The organism is Sporosarcina sp. P33, assembly GCF_002077155.1.
GTDB lineage: Bacteria > Bacillota > Bacilli > Bacillales_A > Planococcaceae > Sporosarcina.
In genome coordinates, this window is the sequence record NZ_CP015027.1 from 758,466 (window position 1) to 778,688 (window position 20,223).

Annotated in this window: 25 protein-coding genes; 12 read left to right on the forward strand and 13 right to left on the reverse strand. The window is 45.7% G+C overall.

The window, feature by feature from the left end:
* Window positions 1-24: 24 nt before the first annotated feature.
* From SporoP33_RS03745 to mnhG, 7 genes are read left to right on the forward strand one after another with little or no spacing between them, the layout of a single operon-like run.
* A complete protein-coding gene (locus SporoP33_RS03745) occupies window positions 25-2,433 on the forward strand; it encodes a Na+/H+ antiporter subunit A (protein ID WP_081242489.1) in 2,409 nt (802 codons plus the stop codon).
* The gene (locus tag SporoP33_RS03750) at window positions 2,420-2,842 is read left to right on the forward strand and encodes a Na(+)/H(+) antiporter subunit B (RefSeq protein WP_081242490.1); all 423 of its coding nucleotides are present in this window, start codon (window positions 2,420-2,422) and stop codon (window positions 2,840-2,842) included. Before SporoP33_RS03745 ends, SporoP33_RS03750 begins: the two co-directional genes overlap by 14 nt.
* Window positions 2,842-3,183, forward strand: coding sequence for a Na(+)/H(+) antiporter subunit C (locus SporoP33_RS03755; RefSeq protein ID WP_081242491.1), 342 nt, complete (start codon window positions 2,842-2,844; stop codon window positions 3,181-3,183). Before SporoP33_RS03750 ends, SporoP33_RS03755 begins: the two co-directional genes overlap by 1 nt.
* The gene (locus tag SporoP33_RS03760; protein WP_081242492.1) at window positions 3,176-4,660 is read left to right on the forward strand and encodes a Na+/H+ antiporter subunit D; all 1,485 of its coding nucleotides are present in this window, start codon (window positions 3,176-3,178) and stop codon (window positions 4,658-4,660) included. The genes SporoP33_RS03755 and SporoP33_RS03760 overlap by 8 nt, the downstream gene beginning before the upstream one ends.
* A gap of 6 nt (window positions 4,661-4,666) precedes the next feature.
* Entirely contained in the window at window positions 4,667-5,149 is a 483-nt protein-coding gene (locus SporoP33_RS03765; protein ID WP_081242493.1) for a Na+/H+ antiporter subunit E, read from the forward strand.
* Window positions 5,146-5,427, forward strand: coding sequence for a Na(+)/H(+) antiporter subunit F1 (locus SporoP33_RS03770; RefSeq protein WP_081242494.1), 282 nt, complete (start codon window positions 5,146-5,148; stop codon window positions 5,425-5,427). Before SporoP33_RS03765 ends, SporoP33_RS03770 begins: the two co-directional genes overlap by 4 nt.
* Window positions 5,411-5,791, forward strand: a complete 381-nt coding sequence (mnhG, locus tag SporoP33_RS03775) for a monovalent cation/H(+) antiporter subunit G (protein ID WP_081242495.1) — start codon at window positions 5,411-5,413, stop codon at window positions 5,789-5,791. Before SporoP33_RS03770 ends, mnhG begins: the two co-directional genes overlap by 17 nt.
* A 19-nt stretch (window positions 5,792-5,810) precedes the next feature.
* Here the strand turns inward: mnhG and SporoP33_RS03780 are convergent, their stop codons facing one another.
* Together SporoP33_RS03780 and SporoP33_RS03785 are read right to left on the reverse strand one after the other, a co-directional pair.
* Complete coding sequence (locus SporoP33_RS03780; protein ID WP_081242496.1) at window positions 5,811-6,053, reverse strand: hypothetical protein; 243 nt, start codon at window positions 6,051-6,053, stop codon at window positions 5,811-5,813.
* A 70-nt stretch (window positions 6,054-6,123) separates the two neighbouring features.
* Entirely contained in the window at window positions 6,124-7,638 is a 1,515-nt protein-coding gene (locus SporoP33_RS03785) for a leucyl aminopeptidase (RefSeq protein WP_081242497.1), read from the reverse strand.
* Window positions 7,639-7,794: 156 nt separating this feature from the next.
* On the opposite strand from SporoP33_RS03785, the gene SporoP33_RS03790 reads away from it, so the two are divergent.
* Entirely contained in the window at window positions 7,795-8,271 is a 477-nt protein-coding gene (locus SporoP33_RS03790; RefSeq protein ID WP_081242498.1) for a divergent PAP2 family protein, read from the forward strand.
* A 422-nt stretch (window positions 8,272-8,693) separates the two neighbouring features.
* Complete coding sequence (locus SporoP33_RS15910; RefSeq protein ID WP_155961300.1) at window positions 8,694-8,858, forward strand: hypothetical protein; 165 nt, start codon at window positions 8,694-8,696, stop codon at window positions 8,856-8,858.
* A gap of 975 nt (window positions 8,859-9,833) precedes the next feature.
* Here SporoP33_RS15910 and SporoP33_RS03795 read toward each other — a convergent pair.
* The 3 genes from SporoP33_RS03795 to SporoP33_RS03805 form a co-directional block, all read right to left on the reverse strand.
* On the reverse strand, window positions 9,834-10,160 hold the full coding sequence (locus SporoP33_RS03795; protein WP_081242499.1) for a YuiB family protein: 327 nt from the start codon (window positions 10,158-10,160) through the stop codon (window positions 9,834-9,836).
* A 221-nt stretch (window positions 10,161-10,381) separates the two neighbouring features.
* A complete protein-coding gene (locus SporoP33_RS03800; RefSeq protein WP_081242500.1) occupies window positions 10,382-11,596 on the reverse strand; it encodes an NAD(P)/FAD-dependent oxidoreductase in 1,215 nt (404 codons plus the stop codon).
* Between the two features lie 251 nt (window positions 11,597-11,847).
* Window positions 11,848-12,210, reverse strand: coding sequence for a HesB/IscA family protein (locus SporoP33_RS03805; protein ID WP_081242501.1), 363 nt, complete (start codon window positions 12,208-12,210; stop codon window positions 11,848-11,850).
* 122 nt (window positions 12,211-12,332) lie between these two features.
* Here SporoP33_RS03805 and SporoP33_RS03810 point away from each other — a divergent pair, with 122 nt between their 5' ends.
* The gene (locus tag SporoP33_RS03810) at window positions 12,333-13,040 is read left to right on the forward strand and encodes a DUF2225 domain-containing protein (protein WP_081242502.1); all 708 of its coding nucleotides are present in this window, start codon (window positions 12,333-12,335) and stop codon (window positions 13,038-13,040) included.
* 57 nt (window positions 13,041-13,097) lie between these two features.
* On the opposite strand, the gene SporoP33_RS03815 is transcribed toward SporoP33_RS03810, so the two are convergent.
* Window positions 13,098-13,337, reverse strand: coding sequence for a NifU family protein (locus SporoP33_RS03815; protein ID WP_029054424.1), 240 nt, complete (start codon window positions 13,335-13,337; stop codon window positions 13,098-13,100).
* Window positions 13,338-13,421: 84 nt separating this feature from the next.
* Between SporoP33_RS03815 and SporoP33_RS03820 the strand changes: the two genes are divergently transcribed.
* Window positions 13,422-13,748, forward strand: coding sequence for a YuzD family protein (locus tag SporoP33_RS03820; protein WP_081242503.1), 327 nt, complete (start codon window positions 13,422-13,424; stop codon window positions 13,746-13,748).
* A gap of 251 nt (window positions 13,749-13,999) precedes the next feature.
* Here the strand turns inward: SporoP33_RS03820 and SporoP33_RS03825 are convergent, their stop codons facing one another.
* Window positions 14,000-15,067, reverse strand: coding sequence for an NAD(P)/FAD-dependent oxidoreductase (locus SporoP33_RS03825; protein WP_081242504.1), 1,068 nt, complete (start codon window positions 15,065-15,067; stop codon window positions 14,000-14,002).
* Between the two features lie 139 nt (window positions 15,068-15,206).
* On the opposite strand from SporoP33_RS03825, the gene SporoP33_RS03830 reads away from it, so the two are divergent.
* Window positions 15,207-15,443: a YuzB family protein gene (locus tag SporoP33_RS03830; protein ID WP_081242505.1), complete on the forward strand. Its 237-nt coding sequence runs from the start codon at window positions 15,207-15,209 to the stop codon at window positions 15,441-15,443.
* Between the two features lie 185 nt (window positions 15,444-15,628).
* Here SporoP33_RS03830 and SporoP33_RS03835 read toward each other — a convergent pair whose 3' ends face one another.
* From SporoP33_RS03835 to SporoP33_RS03855, 6 genes are all read right to left on the reverse strand, one after another.
* Window positions 15,629-16,396, reverse strand: coding sequence for a TIGR01457 family HAD-type hydrolase (locus SporoP33_RS03835; protein ID WP_081242506.1), 768 nt, complete (start codon window positions 16,394-16,396; stop codon window positions 15,629-15,631).
* Window positions 16,393-16,839, reverse strand: coding sequence for a DUF86 domain-containing protein (locus SporoP33_RS03840; protein ID WP_081242507.1), 447 nt, complete (start codon window positions 16,837-16,839; stop codon window positions 16,393-16,395). Before SporoP33_RS03840 ends, SporoP33_RS03835 begins: the two co-directional genes overlap by 4 nt.
* 103 nt (window positions 16,840-16,942) lie before the next feature.
* A complete protein-coding gene (locus tag SporoP33_RS03845) occupies window positions 16,943-17,296 on the reverse strand; it encodes a YutD family protein (protein WP_369821964.1) in 354 nt (117 codons plus the stop codon).
* Between the two features lie 18 nt (window positions 17,297-17,314).
* On the reverse strand, window positions 17,315-18,280 hold the full coding sequence (gene lipA, locus SporoP33_RS03850) for a lipoyl synthase (RefSeq protein WP_081242509.1): 966 nt from the start codon (window positions 18,278-18,280) through the stop codon (window positions 17,315-17,317).
* A 182-nt stretch (window positions 18,281-18,462) separates the two neighbouring features.
* The gene (locus SporoP33_RS15915; protein ID WP_231293293.1) at window positions 18,463-18,597 is read right to left on the reverse strand and encodes a MetS family NSS transporter small subunit; all 135 of its coding nucleotides are present in this window, start codon (window positions 18,595-18,597) and stop codon (window positions 18,463-18,465) included.
* A complete protein-coding gene (locus SporoP33_RS03855) occupies window positions 18,598-20,115 on the reverse strand; it encodes a sodium-dependent transporter (protein WP_081242510.1) in 1,518 nt (505 codons plus the stop codon).
* Window positions 20,116-20,223 lie beyond the last annotated feature (108 nt).

Consider the following 20,223-nt stretch of genomic DNA (forward strand, 5'->3'; position numbering starts at 1 on the left):
AACATGTACGGAAGGAGGATTCTCTTGGAATTCGTGTTATTGATTTTTTTACCTGTAATCTTCGCGTTATTTGTTCCTTTGGCATATAAAAGAATCAAAGGAATACATACGGGTTGGTTCGTTTTACTCGTCCCGCTGGTGCTGTTTGGCTATTACGCCGGCTTCTTGCCATTGGTGATGGATGGCGGTCATGCTATTTCTGAACTGCAATGGATTCCTTCGCTTGGTATTGTATTTACATCATACATAGATGGTCTCAGTTTATTGTTTACACTATTGATTACCGGAATCGGCTCACTGGTCGTATTGTATTCTGTGTTTTACATGGACAGTAAAAAAGAGAATCTTGGAAGCTTTTATGTTTACCTGCTGATTTTCATGACCGCTATGCTTGGGGTTGTTCAGTCGGACAATACGATGACACTCTATTTGTTCTGGGAGTTAACATCTATTTCATCCTTCTTATTGATCGGCTTCTGGTATACAAAAGACAAATCACGCTTTGGTGCGCTGAAGTCGATGATGATTACCGTGTTCGGCGGATTGATGATGCTCGGGGGCTTTATTTTACTTAATATTATGGGGGGAACATTCTCTATCCGGGAATTAATCGCCCAGGCTCCTGAACTTGCAAATCAGCCCTACTTTATGCTGGCGTTAGTATTGATCTTGTTAGGCGCGTTCACCAAATCAGCACAGTTTCCGTTCTATATTTGGCTGCCGGATGCCATGGAAGCGCCCACGCCGGTCAGTGCATATCTACACTCCGCCACGATGGTTAAGGCGGGTATCTATTTGGTTGCACGTTTCACGCCAATTTTCGGGTCATCGTCCGTCTGGATCTGGCTCGTCACAGGAATCGGGTTGCTGACGCTGTTCTGGGGATCATTCTTTGCAGTAAAGCAAACCGATTTGAAAGCGATTTTAGCATTTTCAACAGTCAGTCAATTGGGGCTGATTATGTCGCTCCTTGGTGCAGGCGCTATTTCTTATCATACGACTGCAGCCATATTCAGTTTTGCGACATATGCAGCGATTTTCCATTTGATTAACCATGCGACATTTAAGGGCGGTCTCTTCATGATTGCAGGTATCATCGACCATGAAACCGGTACCCGAGATATCCGGAAGCTTGGCGGGCTGATGAGTATTATGCCGATAAGTTTTACGGTTGCATTGATCGGTTCATTGTCAATGGCCGGCCTGCCTCCATTCAACGGATTCCTCAGTAAAGAAATGTTTTTGGAATCTATGGCAGCGCTTCAACACTTTGAACTGTACAACTTTGATACTTGGGGAATCCTTTTCCCGATTGTCGCTTGGATTGCAAGCGTCTTCACGTTTACGTACAGTCTGTATTTTGTTTTGAAAACATTTATCGGACAGAAGAAATTCGAGCAATTGCCGAAGCAGCCTCACGAAGCACCGATTGGTATGCTGGCAGCTCCGATGATCCTGGCAAGCCTGGTTATCATTATTTTCTTCATACCGAATCTGGTCGGCAAATGGATTATTAAACCGGCCGTCATGGCGGTTCAGCCTACATTGTACGCCAGCCCGTCTGCTGTCGATATTCACGTGAAGGCATGGCATGGTTTTGGTTCAGTCGGCTTATGGCTTACGGTAGGTGTCATCGTATTCGGCACACTGTTATATCTGACTATTCCAAAATGGCAGCCGTTCTATCGTATCCAGCCGGACAGGCTGTCGCTGAATGCAGGGTATGACGCGTTAATGCGCGGAAGTGAAAGAGGAATGAACCGCGTTTCCCGTCTGTATATGACAGGTAAAATCCGAACGTATTTATTATATATGTTTGCTTTCCTGTCTGTTTCGATCATCGCGGTGCTGTTCATCAAAGATGCGTTCATCGTTGATATGAACAGTTTTGCAGCGATTACGTTGTATGGCGTGCTGAATGGACTGGTGCTGCTGCTATCAGTCGGCTTCGTCGTATTTGCGAAGTCACGTCTTGCCGCCATCATTGCGCTCGGCGGCGTCGGTTATTCCGTCGCATTATTCTTTGTGATCTTTAAAGCGCCTGACCTGGCATTGACACAGCTTGTGATTGAGACCGTGTCTGTTGCATTATTCTTGCTGGCATTTAAACATTTGCCCGCACTTCAAACACACGGCGAGACGGCAAGCCATAAAGTCGTCAACCTGATTGTTTCATTAAGCGTGGGTGTGATGGTGACATTAGTTGCCTTATCCAGCCACTCACAAAAATTAATCCCTTCGATTTCGCAGTACTACAAAGACACGGTCGCAACAGAAGCCGGCGGCGGAAATATCGTCAACGTCATTCTCGTGGATTACCGTGGATTTGATACGCTGTTTGAAATTGCAGTTCTCGCTATTGCAGGGATTGCGGTACTGGGCATGATTCGCCTGCGCGTATCGAGAAAGGAGCCGACTGATGAAAACAAATGATGTCATTTTACAAACCGCAACAAAAGTAGTGTTTTTCATCATCTTTCTGTTCTCGATTCATATCTTTTTCGTGGGTCATTATGCACCAGGGGGAGGATTTGTCGGCGGCTTGCTGACGACAGGTGCTATCGTATTGCTGCTGCTCGCGTTTGATTTGAAAACGATCCAGCAAATTCTTCCTTTCAACTTTACGATCGTTACGGCAATCGGTCTTGTGCTGGCTCTAAGTACGGCGGGTGCATCAATTTTCTTCAATGTGCCGTTCTTTACGCACGCATATGATGATTTCAATTTGCCGTTATTTGGCAAGACTTCCCTTCATACCGCTATGTTTTTTGACAGCGGCGTGTACTTGGTAGTGGTCGGCTCCGCCATCACGATAATCCAGTCGATTGGAGGCGATGACTGATGGAATTTATTTTATCCATTCTCATTGGTGTGCTGTTTACGGCGGCCGTGTACTTGATCCTTTCAAGAAGTTTATTGAAAGTCATTTTAGGTACCGGTCTGCTCAGTCATGGTGCCCATTTGCTCATTTTGACAATGGGAGGTCTTGGAGGTTCAGCACCTCCAGTATTGATTGACGGTATAACGGATTTCGCAGATCCACTGCCTCAGGCGCTGATCTTAACGGCGATTGTCATCAGTTTCGGTGTGACAGCGGTCATACTCGTCATGGCGTATCGTATGTACGCCGTACACCAGACAGATAATATGAATGAATTGAGAGGGAATGATGAACATGATTAATCTTCTTTTATTTCCGATCATTATTCCTTTCTTTTTCGCGATGATTTTAATGTTCTTCAAAGAGCAGGTAGTCATCCAAAGAGTTTTGACACTAATCGGATTGGCTCTCAGTCTAGTTGCTTCTTGTTGGCTTGTCGCGACAGTAAAGACCGAAGGAATCCAAACCGTGACGCTCGGAAGCTGGCCCGCACCATTCGGTATATCCATGGTGTCGGATATGTTTTCCGCACTGCTCGTCACAACAACGATTTTGATCACGTTCTTTGTTGTTTTGTACAGCTTTTCATCAATCGGCATAGAAAGAGAGCGTTTTTTCTACTACCCTGCCATCCTGTTCATGATTACAGGTATTAACGGGGCTTTCACGACCGGGGATATTTTCAATATGTTCGTATTCTTCGAAGTGCTGCTGATCGCGTCGTACCTGCTTATCGTACTGGGCGGCGAAAAAAGACAGCTGCGCGAATCCATCAAGTACATATTGGTGAATGTAATTTCATCTGCGATTTTCGTCATCGCGGTAGCTTATTTGTATTCCGTGGTCGGAACATTAAACATGGCGGACATTTCGGTGAAGATTGCTGAAATCAATCAGCCGGGAATCATTTCCGTCATCGCCATTTTGTTTTTGATCGTATTTGGTATTAAAGGGGCAATCTTTCCTTTGTATTTCTGGCTCCCCGGATCGTACGCTGCACCGCCGATTCCTGTCTTGGCATTATTTGGTGCCCTGCTGACAAAAGTCGGTGTCTATGCGATCACGCGGACCTATACTTTATTTTTCGTTCATGACATTGGGTTCACCCATCAATTCCTGCTCGTTCTGTCGATATTGACAATCATTGCAGGCTGTATCGGTGCCCTTGCATACTTCGATTTGAAACAAATTATTATTTACAACATCATCATCGCAGTAGGCGTCATTCTGTTTGGCGTGGCTCAAATGAACACGGCAGGACTGGAAGGTGCCGTCTACTATTTGATTCACGATATGTTAATTAAAGGTGCGCTGTTCGTGTTGATCGGGATTATTATTTATGTGACCGGCACATCGAACTTGCGTGAAATGGGCGGTCTCATCAAGACGCACGGCACGCTGGGCTGGACGTATTTAATTGCGGCTTTCGGTCTTGCCGGCATTCCTCCGTTAAGCGGATTTATCGGAAAGGTGCTCATCGCAAAAGGCGCATTTGAAGCAGATCATGCGTTCAGCAGTGTGATCGTCTTGGCTTCGAGCCTGATTGTGCTGCTGTCTGTTATACGGATTTTCATTTATGCCTTTTGGGGCCCGCAGCAGCATGTATTGCCAGCCCGGGATCAGCGCGTATACCGTCAGATGATGCTGCCGGCAGTCATGCTTGTACTCATCACAGCGGCGTACGGTGTCGGTGCGGAATGGCTCATGCCATATATGAAGGATGCTGCTGATGTGCTGGCGGATCCGTCAATCTATATAAATGCGGTGTTAAAGGAGTAGAGGTCAATGGCTTTTCAGATACTTTTAAATTTCTTCATTGCAGTCGTTTGGATGTTCATGACAAGTTCATTGACACCTTCTACGTTCATTATTGGGTATATTATCGGGTTGTTGATGATTATCATGACGCGCCGCTATTTCAGGAGCCGCCTTTACGTCTGGCGGATCTGGTCTGCATTGAAACTGACCGCAATCTTTTTGCGGGAGCTGATCATGTCGAATATTTCTGTGCTGATGCTGGTTATCAAACCAGACCTATCGACGATGCAGCCAATGTTCTTCGCGTTGCCGACTGAACTTGAGCAAGATTGGGAGATTACGCTGTTATCAAGTTTAATTACATTAACACCCGGCACGGTCGTTGTTCATGTTTCCGATGATCAGCGCACACTGTACATCCATGCCATTGATGTAGATGACGTGGATGAAGCAATTGACTCAATTAAAAACACATTCGAGAAAGCCATTATGGAGGTGAGCCGGGGATGAACCTGTTTTATTCTGTCTGTCTCGTGCTGGTCATCTTGTCTATGCTCGGATTGCTGTATCGTGTATGGAAAGGGCCTTCTGTTCCGGATCGGCTCGTTGCACTGGATGCGGTTGGTGTCATGCTGATTTCCGCTATCGCACTGCTGTCCATCCTGTTAGATACACCCTTCTTCATCGATGCAATTCTGCTGATTGCGATTATGTCGTTCATCGGTACGGTGTCCTTCTCTAAATTCATTGAGAGAGGAGAGATTATCGAACGTGGATCTGATCGCTGATAGTATTATCATATTGCTAGTTACTGTGGGAATCATTTTTACGATTGTCACCGTCATAGGGATTTTACGGCTGCCGGATGTGTATACACGTGCGCACGCTGCATCGAAAAGCGCCACGCTCGGTGTCATGAGTTTATTGCTCGGGGTATTCTTCAACTTTTGGTGGAATGAAGGCCATTTCAGTATTCAGCTGCTGCTCGGTATCGTCTTCTTATTCATCACTTCTCCAATCGGCGGTCACTTGATGACACGCGCTGCTTATATGTCAGGAGTTCAACCGACAAAGTTAACAGTCGGGGATGATTTAAAGAAAGCGATAAAAAAGAAGCGCGAAGAAATAGAGAAAACCACGCAGGAGGATTGATCCTCTCTGCGTGGTTTTTTTAATAGTATGGATAATAAGGATAGTAAGGCGGGTAATACGGATAGTTATAATAAGGCGGATAATATCCTCCAAAGCCGCCACCGTAACCGTAGCCGTAGCCCGGCGAAAACGCGTTACCGAGGAATCCTCCGACTAATCCGCCAAGGAATGGCGCTCCGAATCCAAAACCTCCCCCGTAGCCACCGCCGTGACCGCCTCTGTGGCCGCCTCCGTAACCGCCTCTATAACTGTTTCTTGTCATTCAAGCTCCCCCTTTCCCTTTATCCTATGCCCGCTGATAAAAGTGGATTGGGGAAAGAGCCCAACTGTGATTATTCCTGTTCTTCTGTTTCAGCAGCCAGACGCTCTACAAACGTCGCCAATGTACGCACCATCACGCCTGTCGCGCCCTTAGGACCAAGCACATGCGAACTCGCCGCATCAGAAGTGCCCGCAATGTCTAAATGAATCCAAGGTGTATCGCCGACAAATTCTCCAACGAAGCCGCCGCCGAAAATCATATGGCCATCGCGCCCAGGTGAGTTGTTCAAGTCCGCCACATCACTTTTACGAATCCGCTTACGGTCATTTTCCGTTAACGGCAGCCGCCAGATGAACTCCCCTGTTTCCTCCGCTGCCTCTTGGAATTGCTTATAGAACTCATCATTATTTGTCAGTGTGCCAGTTTTGTCATTGCCAAGCGCCACAATGACACCGCCTGTCAATGTCGCTACATCGATCAAATACTCTGCACCTGCCTGCTTCGCATATGTCACCGCATCAGCCAGCACTAAACGGCCTTCCGCATCTGTATTCAGCACTTCAATCGTCTTGCCGCTGAGCGAGGTGATGACATCATCCGGCTTGAATGCATTTCCAGAAATCATGTTATCAGTAGAGGCGATGACCGCAATGACATTCTTTTTCGGTCTGGACTCTCCTATGATGCACATAGCGCCCAGAACGGCTGCAGCGCCACCCATATCACCTTTCATGCCGACCATGCCTTCACGGGGCTTCAGTGAGTAGCCGCCCGTATCGTACGTAATTCCCTTGCCGACTAACCCAATGACATCTTCCCACTGTTCCGTAGCCTGATATTTCAGCACGATCAGCCGAGGCTCTTCCACAGAACCTTGGTTTACTGCAAGAATTGCGCCCATGCCTAGCTCTTCCATCTCCGCTTTGCCAAGAATATCGATTTCCAGATCATAGCTGTCTGCCAATTCACGTGCATAATCTGCCATTTTAGCCGGTGTCAATAAATTCGGCGGCACATTGACAAGTGTCCGCGCTTCATTGACTGCATGCGCATAAATCATACCGACTTCGCCTGCCGCTTTGACACTTTCCTCATCTGACGCCGTAATGAAAGTAACTGAAGTGAGCGGCACATCTGCTTCGTTGGAGGATGTCTGGAACCCTTCATAGACGTAAGAACCCATGCCAATGCCTTCCGACGCCAAGTATGCGACGTCATCGCAACTGATTTCGTCATTGCAGAACGGTGCTGTCCAGACGCTCACAGTGCGCACACGGTCTTTGTGCAGCTGTTTGCCTACTGCTGCAAACAGTTCGCGCAGCGGCTGCTCAGCAAGCTCCTTTTGCTTTCCTGCACCTACAAAGTAGACTCTCTTGTAGGATTGTTTCGATAATGCCGGCATTTTTGTAATCGCTTTAAATTTCTGCTGAACGTCATGCGATTTAATCCAGTCCGGAAGAGATGGATGGAATGCTTCGGCAAACTGATCAAAGCCCTCTACATTTTCCGGGTGATCGGGCACTCCGATAATAAGTGCCTCTACTTCTTTTTGATCAATTGCGGATGCAGTTTCTACGTTTATCATCTGTTGATCCTCCCTTTTCTTTACGGTTTCCCCCTACTAGTATAGACTAGTCAGATTAGCACTTCCAACCACAAGGATTGTTCGGTTTTCTCAACGATTCGCTGATCATTATGGTATACTGATTGCTAAACTAAGACAGAAACGGAGTGGAATCACTTGGCTATTTTTGAAAACATACCGCTCCTCGCAGCGCTGTTCGCCATTCTATTTGCCCAATTCGTAAAAATACCGATTCATTTTTTATTGACACGTAAACTGGATTTCGGTCTAATGACTTCTACTGGCGGCATGCCCAGCTCCCACTCAGCAGCCGTCACCGCACTGACGACTGCAATTGCGTTTGAAGCCGGTCTGGATTCCCCTTTGTTTGCGGTTTCTGCCATCTTCGCAGTCATCGTCATGTTCGACGCGACCGGCATCCGCTACCAGGCGGGACAGCAGGCCGTCATCATCAACCAGATGCGGTCTGATTTTCAAGTGTTCGTCGACGATATCAAAGGCTGGCCGAAGAAGGACAACGAAACCAAAATTCAGGAACTCAAAACCTTGCTCGGCCACAAACCAAACGAAGTATTCTTCGGCGCCCTGACAGGAATTCTTATCTCGATCTTTACGTATACCGTGATTTTGTGAGTGGAAAGCACGTCGGTTTCTGGTTTCAGAAAAGTAACTGGCTGCTGCTGCGTAAGCGTTGTTCTGCTTTTATTTCGGGTCATGATAACACAGGCCGACGTCATTGTAATGATAGAAGCTAAACGGCATTGAACCCGCTGCGGCGCTGGCGGATGGCTTCCGTTTAGTGAGCGAATGTCGTTTAGGCTACTGATTTTTGAAATGTGACGGGCAAGTGCTGTGCGGATGTTTTTCTGCTTTTTGCATCGAAAACGTAATACACCAGTTGCCGTCATTGTTGTAAGAGAAGCAAGACGGCATCGAACTCACTACGGCGCTGGCGGATGGCTACGCAATGAGCCAGACAGAAAGACCGCCTGGCTGTCTCATCACTTCGCCGACCGCTTGTAAGGCGCCTCCGTTTAGTTAGGGGGAAGCAGAACATGACACGTCATTTTCTAAAGCATACGCCAGTCGGCAACAAGTCACTGCACTTCTTCTCTTTTAAAAGAGTACATGCACAGCCTCCACTCAGCAGCGCAGGCACAACTGCGGGGTCGGCCGAAGTCATGAGACAACTGGCGCGCCCTTTGCCAGCTGGCTCATGACGTAAGGCAATCCTCCACGTGCCTGCGCGGGTCCAAAGAGTAGACACTCGCTAACTCCAATCCCCGACAAAAAGTCGAGCTACGATCCCAAAACAGAGACAGAACGGCATTGAACCCACTGCGGCGCTGGCGGATGGCTACGCAATGAGCCAGACAGGAAGACCGCCTGGCTGTCTCATCACTTCGCCAACCGCTTGTAAGGCGCCTCCGTTTAGTTAGGGGAAGCAGAACATGACACGTCATTTGCCAAAGCATACGCTAGTCGTCTACCAGTCACTGCACCTCTTCCCTTTTAAAAATGTAACCTGACTTGCTCCCACTCAGCAGCGCAGGCACAACTGCGGGGTCGGCCGAAGTCATGAGACAACTGGCGCGTACTTCGCCAGCTGGCTCATGACGAAAGGCAATCCCCCACGTGCCTGTGCGGGTCCAAACAGCGGACACTCGCTAACTTCAATCCCCGACAACGAGTCGAGCTACGATCCCAAAACAGAGACAGAACGGCATTGAACCCACTGCGGCGCTGGCGGATGGCTACGCAATGAGCCAGACAGGAAGTACACCTGGCTGTCTCATCACTTCGCCGACCGCTTGGGAGGCGCCTCCGTTCAGTAAGGGGTAAGCAGAAGATGACACGTCTTTTGCCAATGCATACACCAGTCACCAAGCAGTCACGGAACTTCTTCTCTTTTAAACTACAACCTAGATTGCTTCCACTCAGCAGCGCAGGCACAACTGCGGGGTCAGCCGAAGTCATGAGACAACTGGCGGCGCACTATCGCCAGCTGGCTCATGACGTAAGGCAATCCCCCACGTGCCTGCGCGGGTCCTAAACGCTGACACTCACTAATTACAAACCCCAACACCCAGTCGAGCTACGACCCAGCACAAAAAAACGGAGCTGTAACAAGACGTCGTAAGCTACGACTTCCTGTACAGCCCCGTTTTTTTCATGTCCAAACATAACAAAACGCATCAAAACATCTGATACCCCATCCTGCGCAGCGCCTTCATGACAAAGCCTGCGATAATTGCGCCGACAAGGCCACTCGCCAAGATTACGATATCCACTGCATGAAGCGACATAATGTTCGCCCCGAGCTCACTGAAAGCAAATCCAGGCTTTGTAATGTACTGATACATCGGAACATCATCAATAATGAAAACTACGATTATCGGATACACAATTGCCATAAGCCACGTCATGCGCAGCAGCATATTCACTAAAAAGCCGATACCGAAAAACATAACGATAAATATTAAGATCGATAGCAAAACTTGTGCTACAGATATAGTTTGCATGCCTGCTAACCTCCAGTTCATCACTTCAACATTTTACAGGATGACCCGACAGCTTTCAATAGAACAAGACAGAGAACCGCAGACGTTCTGTGCAGTTGTCATGAATTCTTAAAATCTGACAGCCGAATTTACCCGCCAGGCAGGCTCCCAAAGTTGACTTACTTCTATTATTGTAGAAGGCATAAAAAAACACCCGCCGAAGCGAGCGTTTTTCAAAGACATTATAAAATGTTGAATTTACCTTTTTTGATCGTTAAGCCTAGGCCGCCAATCATAAATAATGCGCGGTTATCAATCATTTTTTTCATAAATGACGCTTTTGCGCCTGTCACTTTTTTATCGAATACGACACCGATAGCGTCAGAATCGCCAAGTGAGCAAACACTTCCTTTTAGATCCGGTACAAATTCCGCTGTCGGCTTGCCCTTCATCAGTGCGATGATGTTATTTGCGATCATATCCCCTTGCTGCATAGCAATCTGTGCAGTTGGAGGATATGGCCGGTTGATTGCTTCGTTGATCATCAATGCACAGTCTCCGACTACGAATACATCATCGAATCCTGGCGCACGCATATCCTTTTCAACTTTTACTCGTGCACGCATGTTTTCAATGCCTGATTCTTCGATTAAACGGTTTCCGCGGACACCCGCTGCCCATACAACTGTACCAGCTTTAATGAATTCAAATTCATCTTCACCTTTTTTGATCTTGACGCCCTCAGGAGTTGCTTCTACAACCGGCGTGCCGATAGAGAATTCTACACCTTTCGCGCCCAATTGGCGGACTGCATAATCCACTAGTTCAGGATCAAAGCCCGGCAAAACCATCGGTGCGGCTTCTACACATAATATGCGCACTTTTTTAGCAGGTACGTCATATTCTTTACATAGCTCTGGCACACGGTCTCCAAGCTCACCTAAATACTCGATTCCTGTGAAGCCTGCTCCGCCGACGATAATTGTCAACCGGCTGTCGTCTTTGACTTCTTCAGTAGACCAAGTAGCAAATTGATATTCCATATGATCACGGATTTGACGTGCAGCATTGACGTTTGCAATGGAAAGTGCATACTTGTCCAACCCTGGAATGCCGAATGTTTCACCTTCAAAACCAAGTCCGATTACTAGATAATCGTATGTATGCGATCCAAGATTTGTCTTTACGCTCTTTGTCGCCACATCGATTCCAGTAACTTCTGCCTGGATGAACTTTACTTTATTACTATTGATGACACTTGAGATATCATAGCGCACCTGCTCTGGCGTCAATGTGCCTGCAGCCGCTTCGTGCAGCCATGTAGATTCATAATGATACTCATTTTTATTGATGAGAACGATGTCCGCCTCATCTGCACCTAATGACTTTTGTAAATTGACAACGGTCATCAAGCCACCGTAACCTGCTCCCAATACTAAGATTGTCGGTCTTTTCACGTAAATCGAAACCACCTTTGAGTTTATTAAATGCCGAGTACGTGTAAAAACAATCTTTCATTGGTTTTACGCAGTGCCGGACATTTAGTTTAATATTAATATAAACTAGCTTTCATTCTTATAGTAGACCTTTTGGGCATATTTTTCAACCGAATTATTATTGTGCAAATAATCAATTATGAACCGTAATATGCCTCCGGTGTAAAAAGACAAAACTGATCCCGCTTCATTCTCAAAGTGTGGCAGTCTGTTTATTCACAATCTGCTGGTGCCCCTGCTTTTTTAGCAGTTCTGAATGAAGTCCCGCATCCGCAGTTCGCAATGGCATTCGGATTGTCAATGGTGAAGCCTCCGCCCATCAAAGACTCCTTGTAATCCACTTTTGTGCCTTCCAAAATGGCTGCATCTTCATCTTTGACCAGTACAGGAATACCATGCGCAGTATAAGAAATATCATCATCTTCTTTTTCCTGTGCAAAGCCTAGACCATATGTTAATCCGCTGCATCCTCCGCCATTGACGGATACGCGCAGAAATGAACCTTCTTCTTCATTATGAGTCATCATTTTTTTTACGTGAAATGCCGCTGCTTCTGTAATTTCTACTGGATTCATCTATATTCACACTCACTTTCCACGATTTGTTCTATCATATCAATCTTTTTCACCGTATTGCAAACAAATAGTCCCCCTAATAGGTCTTTTTTGCTGTATAATAAGACTCAGGACAGAAAGGAATGATGACTGTGGAAATCAGCCCATTTTACGATAAGAAAATGCATTGTTTACTTTGTAAAGAGCATTTTTCTACTACCAAAATCCGTTCACGTCAAGTAAGAGTTATTGATCACGACAGCGATTTTAGACCCATTTATATAAACAAGGAAATTAACCCTATTTTTTATAATGTTGCCGTATGTCCGAATTGCGGTTTTGCCTTCACTGATGATTTTGCACCTTATTTCGCACCAGGCACGAAAGAAATGATCGCCCAAAATATTACTGCCAAGTGGCGCAGCCGTTCATTCGGAGGGATCCGCACGAAAGAACAGGCAATTGAAGCCTATAAGCTCGCGTATTTAAGCGCCAATTTCAAGAAAGAAAAACACTTGACGATGGCAGGTATGATGCTCCGTATCGCATGGATTTACCGGGAAGATGAAAACCGTGCAAAAGAGATGCGGTATCTGGAAATTTCACGAAATTTGTACATTCAAGCTTTTTCTGAAGGTGATTATGTCGGCACTCAGATGTCCGAAACCCGCGTTCAATATATAATTGCCGAGTTGTCGTGGCGCATCAATGACCGTGCGGAAGCAATCCGGAACTTTTCCAGAGTCATCGAAACACAAAATAGATCCACTGAGCCCACAGTTATTCAAATGGCCAAAGATCGCTGGCAAGAAATCCGGGATGAAGAAACCGCCATAAAGGCAGTTAAATAATCAAAGCCGTGCAAAGAAGATGAAACTTCCTTACACGGCTTTCTTGTTAAATAAAAATTAAAAGACCTGTTCGACTTCTACAACGCCTGGCACTTCTTCAAGCAATGCACGTTCAATACCGGCTTTTAATGTAATCGTTGAGCTTGGGCACGTTCCGCATGCGCCTAAGAGACGCAACTTCACAATTCCTTCGTCGATATCCACCAGTTCGCAGTCCCCTCCGTCTCGCAAGAGGAATGGGCGCAATTTATCTAGCACTTCTTTTACCGGCTCATATAATTTAGTATCTGTTGTCATTGTAATCACTCTCTCCTTTCCTTATACTTATTATAAACTGCCCAGCAGAAAAAATCCAATAATGAATCGGAGGTTTGACTTTTTATGACCCAATCACCAGTAACCATTGAAGTTTACGGAGCAGAAGTGATCTGTGCAAGCTGCGTAAATGCTCCTTCTTCCAAAGATACGTATGAGTGGCTCGAGGCGGCAATATCAAGAAAGTACCCTGAACAGCCATTTACGATTACGTATATTGATATCAACTCAGACATTACTGAACCCAGACAGCAGGAAATTGCGGAGAAAATTCGCGATGACGAGTACTTTTATCCTCTAGTTATGATTGGCGGCGAAATGATCGGTGAAGGCCACATTCAGCTAAAACCGGTTTTCACTGCACTGGAAACACATGGATATCAATCCCAATAAATTGATAATCAGACGAATTAATTGAGAACAAGCATGTTGGTTCTTCCGTCTGCTTTGCACGAGAAGCGTGCCGTTCTGTGATGAACGGCCGCTTCTTTTTATGTATCTTCCCACAAGCCGGGCTGACGATTTTGCCCTCTATAAATTCTCAATTTAAAACTACTGTCGCACCCAGCAGCAAAACAAAAAGAGCTTTCAAAGAAATTCGCATGGCGGCGACTTTCCTGAAAACCCATTCTGTATGTTGCATTTTAACCGTTATGCCATTTGTACATCCACAGCAATCCGGATTTCATCAGACGTGCGATTCTTCCTGTAACGGTACGATCCGCCAAGTACGCAAATCCTTGTTTCTTTCCAAGTGAACCCATGAAGCCTTTTAACTTCAGCTCTGGCATTTCCGGCATTAACGGCTCGTCCTTCCAGACCAGACGCAGCACTTGTACAATCTGCTCTCCCTGAACTTCTGCCAGCTGGGCACTCGGCGCATGCGGAAGCGCAGCGACATCTCCCACTACGTAGATGTTCGTGTAGCTTGGAACCTGATGGTACTGGTTGAGCACGATACGGCCCGAACGGTCTTTTTGAACAGTGAGGTCTTCAATGACTTTGCCGGGCTTAATACCAGCTGTCCAAACGACAGCGTCGATGTCGATCGTTTCTTCATGATTATATAGAACTGATTCGCCCACTTTGGTGATATTTGAGTTTGCGACCACTTCCACGTCGTTCTGATCAAACCAACCCTTTACGAAGTTACTTAATCGTTCAGGGAAGTCACGCAAAATACGCGGACTTCTGTCAAATAGTTTAATTTTCAAATCAGGCCGGCTCTCACGTAATTCACTTGCCAACTCGATTCCGCTCAGTCCTGCACCGACAATACCTACCGTCGCACCGTCGCCAAGCCCAAGTAATGTCTGATAGGTTTTGCGGGACTTCCCAATCGTCTGAATGCTCAGTGTGTGTTCTGCAGCACCCGGCACGTTATGGAAGTTATCTTCGCTCCCCAGGCCAATTACGAGCTCATCATACGGAATGGCACGGCCATCTGCCAGCAATACTTCATTTTCCTCCGGCTTGATTTCCTGAATCTCACCTTCTATCACTTTCAGCTGGTCATGAACTGGAATGGCTACCCGGACATCAGAATCAGGAACTGTTCCTGCCGCCAGTGCATAAAATTCCGTTTTCAAACTATGAAACAGGGTACGGTCTACAAGAGTAATTTCTATATCGCTCGGCAATTCTTTATTCAGCAAACGCAGCAGAATTCGCATATTACCATAGCCGGCACCCAGTAAAAGTAATTTTCTCATATAGTTCTCCTTCTATGTCTATTTTCATGTTGCATCTCATTTGTTATTATAACAGTTTGTGATGACTTTCACAATATACCTAGTTCGTTGACGCTTACGTAAAAAAAGAGTACCATTTCTAATAGGCGAGGTGAGAAAGATGAATCCCATCGTGGAGTTTTGTATCAGCAATTTGGCGAATGGTTCTTACCCCGTATTCGAGACATTGGAGCGGGATCCAAACATCGATGTGCTGGAATACGGCTGTTTAAGTTATTGTACAAAATGCAGTGATACGTTATATGCAATTGTGAACGGTGAATTAGTCGAAGCGGAGACCGCGGATGAATTGTCAGCACGAATTTATCAGTTCATTGAAGAGAATCCACTTTTTTAATAGCATAAAAAAACAACGGATGTCCCGGAAGTTGCCAAACTTCAAGGTACATCCTTTTTTATGCGGTTTTACGTGTTCGCAGTGATTGAGCAATGTGCGGAATTAGCTTCCCTGCTCCCTTTTCTGACAGTCATTTAGCGAAAAAGCTGCACAGGAAGTTGTTGCGCTTCTTGTGCAGCTTTTGTTTATTTCGGCCAATCGGCAAGACCGGATAAAATATATGTCGGACGCTTTGCTTTTTGCAGCACTTCTTCCATTGGTGTGACGCCGGTGGCAACGTACGCCGTATCGATGCCATAGCGTATGCCCGCCATAATATCTGTATCATAATTATCTCCGATTAATATCATCTCTTCTTTTTCATAGTTCCCCTGCTGCTGAATGAATTCAAGCATATACGGCTCAGGTTTACCTACGACGAGCGGCGATGTTTCAGTTGCCGCTTCCATCAGCTTCAGAAAAGATCCGTTGCCGGGAACCAGTCCTTTTTCAGTCGGAAATTTAATGTCTTGATTGGTGCCTAAAAAATGCGCTCCATTGCGTATCGCAAGGCAGGCTTCAGCAATTTTTCCGTAAGTAATCTGGCGGTCAAGCCCCATCAGCACGATATCCGGATTGGCGTCCGTGAGTTCAATCTGTTCTTCTTCCAACGCTTCTTTCAGTCCCGCTTCTCCAATCATCATGACGCGGGCGCCTGCATAATGCTGCTTACAATAACGGGCAAGTGCTGTCGCTGAATTCATAATACGATCCACTTCCGTCCGGACACCGAACCTCGCTAATTTCTTTTGCTGGGCTCCCCGTGTCAGCGCGGCGTTGTTCGTAATGAAATATGTATCAGCACCTTTCGCCTGAAGCTCTGTCACAAAATCCACTGCTTCCTGAATCGGTTCACTTCCGCGATACATTGTGCCGTCCAAATCAAAACAATACGCTTGATACTGTCTCATCATTCAGTTGGCAGAAACGCTGAAACCGGTCCTAATTCATTCGTCAAATAATCACGGACTTGGCCCGGGAATAGCTTGAGCTCATTCAGAGTTTCACGAATAGATGTTTCAACAGCCTCTGTATCGACTTCCATAAATTGGCGAACAATCATCGGGCGCAATGAAATAAACGCTTTCAGCGGTACTGACTGTTCAGATTGAATGACTTTTTCATCTTCGAGTATATCGATAATATCATCATAACTCCCCGGATCACGCATAATAAACCCGTCAATCATCGAGTTTCCTACATCAATAATGCCTTCAATCAAGCCATGTGCAATTCGCTCCACAGCCAGTTTGTTTACTTCGTTTTGCTGCCAGCTTGATTCCTTTTCAAAGATGCTTATCAATTGCTCCATATACGCTAAAGTCTTACTGATTTTATTTTGGTCCACAAAATACATAATGTTCTTCCTCCTCGTTTACTTCCTGTCTCTATCTTACCATATTTTCAACGAAACAAATAAAAGCACAGGGCTAATTTTAGTCTGCCCGGTGCTTTTATTTTTATTGATTTGTATTAGAAGCAGTCGCGGATTCAGATTGTACTTCTTCTGCTGTTTCCGTTTCAGCGGATACAGGTTTTACTTTTCCGATCTTCTTCAGAATGAAATACGCACAGCCGAAATTGCAATATTCATAAATATAATCCTGAACTGTGCTGATTTTCGTTTCATAAGTAGATTTGGAATTACGATCTTCAAAAAAACCTTTTAATCGTAACTGCCCGTATCCCCAGTCGCCTAAAATATAATCATACTTCAGCAGCACTTCGCTAAACCGTTCATTCAAAGCTTCTTCATCGAAACCTTCACGAAACTCTTTCGCGATCTCGTACTGCGTATTCTCTAAAATAACCATCTTCTGCTTCACTTCCATTTACCTGCTCGCTTGCTCTTCAAGTTTCAGCAGCTCTTCACCTTGGCGCTGTTTCTCTTTCGCCGAAGCATTAACTTGCTCGTCTGCGTGGTAGCTTGAGCGTACAAGCGGCCCTGCCTCACAATGAGAGAACCCTTTAGACATTGCAATTTTACGCAATTCTCCAAACTCATCAGGCGAATAATATTTTACCACTTTTGCGTGCTTTTTTGTCGGCTGCAAGTACTGGCCGATCGTCATGATATCGACATTATGCGCGCGAAGATCGTCCATGGTTTCAATGATTTCTTCCACTGTTTCCCCAAGTCCGACCATCAGGGAAGACTTCGTCGGGATCTCTGGATACATTTCTTTGGCACGTGCCAGCAGTTCAAGTGAACGGTCATACGTTGCACGCGCACGAATTCTAGGTGTCAAACGGCGTACAGTTTCAATATTATGGTTCAGGATATCCGGTTTTGCGTCCATCAGACGCTGCAGGTTCTCCCGGTCGCCGCCCATATCAGAAGGCAGCACTTCAATACTTGTGAATGGATTTTTCCGGCGGATGGCACGGATTGTTTCTGCAAAAATAGCAGATCCTCCGTCTTTTAGATCGTCACGCGCTACGGCAGTTACGACGGCATGCTTTAAATTCATTAATTCGACAGATTCCGCTACGCGTTCCGGTTCAGCTGTATCGAGTTCATTCGGCAGACCTGTCTTTACTGCGCAGAAACGGCAAGCTCTTGTACATACAGCACCTAAGATCATAAAGGTAGCAGTACGCCGCTCTCCCCAGCACTCGTGAATGTTCGGGCAGCGCGCTTCTTCACAAACCGTATTTAAGTTTTTCTCACGCATTAACTTTTTTAGACCTGTATAGTTCTCGTTGGTGTTCAGCTTAATCTTAAGCCAATCCGGCTTCTTTATATGCTCTGTTTTTCTTCCAGTCTCAGGTTTGCATGACAATGGTACCGACTCCATTCTGTTGATAAATTCTTCTCATGTCAATGTAACATAAATTCAGATAACGTTCAATTACAGATAGTGCCGGCTTCAGACGATGATGTGAATATATCGGGTGCGGAAGATCTACTGCCGTAACTTTCCCGCTTTTCATATAAAAACACCTGCAGCTAAAGCCCGGCTGCAGGTGTACATGATCATTAATCAATTTTGAATTTCTTTTTGAATTTACTCAGTATCGTAGCATAAAAGATGCTGATAAATAGACCGCCCCAGATGATCATCACGCCGACCAGCATCATGAGGATTGCAGAACCGCTCATTCCTGTATCCATTTACAGCCCCCCTTTTTCATCATAATCGGTAGTGATTCTAGTGTTGTTTTTCCATTTCAGTGAAGTGAACACAATTGACATTACAAATGCGCCAATCGCTACCGGCCAGCCGATTGTCCATAAGAACGACGTCGGATACCCTTCATAGTTTTCTGCCATATTGTCTTGGATCAGGAAGAACAGCATAGTTCCCAATACTAACGGTGTGATGAAGATTAATGAAAGCTTCCACCACCAGCCGAGCTGAATATCTGAAACTGCATTGGCATGTTTCTCAAACACGCCAAGCTTTCTGAATACCCAAGCCAGTAAGATCACTTCGACCAGACCGATGACAGCAATACCGAATTGGTTGATGAAGTAATCTGCGACATCCAGGAAGTAGAGTCCGCCTTTCGTTGCGTACAGCATCGAGATCGCTGTAGAAAGTCCGACACCGATTGTTACTGAACGCCGTCTTGACATATTGAATTTATCAGACATACCTGCAATATACGTTTCACAAATCGAAATGAGTGAAGTGATACCTGCAAGGGTTAAGGACAGGAAGAAGAATGCGCCGAACAGGCCGTTTAATCCCGGCATCTGATTGATGATTTCCGGGAACACAACGAAGGCGAGCCCTACACCGGCCGTGGCTACATCTGCTACAGCCACGCCTTGATTTGTTGCCATGAATCCAAGCACTGCGAAAACCCCGATACCCGCAAGTAATTCCACGGAGGAGTTTGCGAAACCTGTAATGAATGCGTTATTTGTAATATCCGATTTCTTCGGCAAATAACTTGAATACGTAATCATGATCGCAAATGCGATGGACAAACTGAAGAAAATATGGCCGTAAGCGGCAACCCACACACGCGGATTCAATAGTTTGTCGACATCCGGTTTAAAGAATGCATCTAATCCTACCATAGCACCGTCAAGTGTAATCGCACGAATGACGACGAATAAGAACAGTAAGAAGAGAACAGGAATAAATATCCGATTCGCCAGCTCGATTCCTTTTTTGACACCGCCAAGCAAGATAATGTAACAAATAACCCATACCAGCAAGAGCGGCAATACTACGCCACCGACTAATCCGCCGACTTCTCCAGGATTATCTGCTAGTTTCAGAACATCTCCAAAGAAGAATGCTTCAGGATCTTTCCCCCATGATAAACCGAATGAATAGACCGTGTATTTCATGGCCCATGCAATAATGACCGCATAGTAAGTGGAAATTACAAAGGATACGAAAATTCCCCACCAGCCAAGAAATTCTGTCTTCTTACCATTCAGCCGGAAAAATGAAAGCGGTGCTGATCCCCGATACTTATGACCAATTGTGAATTCCATAATTAAAATCGGAATACCGGCTGTTAAAAGTGCAAATAAATACGGGATAAAAAATGCGCCTCCGCCATTTTCATACGCGACGTAAGGAAAGCGCCAAATGTTTCCGAGTCCGATTGCCGAACCGACCGCAGCCAATATAAAACCGGCTCTCGTTCCCCACTGTGAACGATTCTCCATACAACGATCACCTCTCTTTTTGTTATTTTACAAAACTTATTACCATTCAATGTATTCTGACAACTCTAGTTCTGTATATTTAGTATAAACAGGACAATTCAAGATGTC

Coding starts and splice junctions, on each gene's coding strand:
- SporoP33_RS03750 (WP_081242490.1), top strand. CDS start 2,420: ATGAAAACAAATGATGTCATTTTACAAACCGCAACAAAAGTAGTGTTT.
- SporoP33_RS03755 (WP_081242491.1), top strand. CDS start 2,842: ATGGAATTTATTTTATCCATTCTCATTGGTGTGCTGTTTACGGCGGCC.
- SporoP33_RS03760 (WP_081242492.1), top strand. CDS start 3,176: ATGATTAATCTTCTTTTATTTCCGATCATTATTCCTTTCTTTTTCGCG.
- SporoP33_RS03765 (WP_081242493.1), top strand. CDS start 4,667: ATGGCTTTTCAGATACTTTTAAATTTCTTCATTGCAGTCGTTTGGATG.
- SporoP33_RS03770 (WP_081242494.1), top strand. CDS start 5,146: ATGAACCTGTTTTATTCTGTCTGTCTCGTGCTGGTCATCTTGTCTATG.
- SporoP33_RS03780 (WP_081242496.1), bottom strand. CDS start 6,053: ATGACAAGAAACAGTTATAGAGGCGGTTACGGAGGCGGCCACAGAGGC.
- SporoP33_RS03785 (WP_081242497.1), bottom strand. CDS start 7,638: ATGATAAACGTAGAAACTGCATCCGCAATTGATCAAAAAGAAGTAGAG.
- SporoP33_RS15910 (WP_155961300.1), top strand. CDS start 8,694: ATGACACGTCATTTTCTAAAGCATACGCCAGTCGGCAACAAGTCACTG.
- SporoP33_RS03795 (WP_081242499.1), bottom strand. CDS start 10,160: ATGCAAACTATATCTGTAGCACAAGTTTTGCTATCGATCTTAATATTT.
- SporoP33_RS03805 (WP_081242501.1), bottom strand. CDS start 12,210: ATGAATCCAGTAGAAATTACAGAAGCAGCGGCATTTCACGTAAAAAAA.
- SporoP33_RS03810 (WP_081242502.1), top strand. CDS start 12,333: ATGATGACTGTGGAAATCAGCCCATTTTACGATAAGAAAATGCATTGT.
- SporoP33_RS03815 (WP_029054424.1), bottom strand. CDS start 13,337: ATGACAACAGATACTAAATTATATGAGCCGGTAAAAGAAGTGCTAGAT.
- SporoP33_RS03820 (WP_081242503.1), top strand. CDS start 13,422: ATGACCCAATCACCAGTAACCATTGAAGTTTACGGAGCAGAAGTGATC.
- SporoP33_RS03825 (WP_081242504.1), bottom strand. CDS start 15,067: ATGAGAAAATTACTTTTACTGGGTGCCGGCTATGGTAATATGCGAATT.
- SporoP33_RS03830 (WP_081242505.1), top strand. CDS start 15,207: ATGAATCCCATCGTGGAGTTTTGTATCAGCAATTTGGCGAATGGTTCT.
- SporoP33_RS03835 (WP_081242506.1), bottom strand. CDS start 16,396: ATGATGAGACAGTATCAAGCGTATTGTTTTGATTTGGACGGCACAATG.
- SporoP33_RS03840 (WP_081242507.1), bottom strand. CDS start 16,839: ATGTATTTTGTGGACCAAAATAAAATCAGTAAGACTTTAGCGTATATG.
- SporoP33_RS03845 (WP_369821964.1), bottom strand. CDS start 17,296: ATGGTTATTTTAGAGAATACGCAGTACGAGATCGCGAAAGAGTTTCGT.
- lipA (WP_081242509.1), bottom strand. CDS start 18,280: ATGGAGTCGGTACCATTGTCATGCAAACCTGAGACTGGAAGAAAAACA.
- SporoP33_RS15915 (WP_231293293.1), bottom strand. CDS start 18,597: ATGGATACAGGAATGAGCGGTTCTGCAATCCTCATGATGCTGGTCGGC.
- SporoP33_RS03855 (WP_081242510.1), bottom strand. CDS start 20,115: ATGGAGAATCGTTCACAGTGGGGAACGAGAGCCGGTTTTATATTGGCT.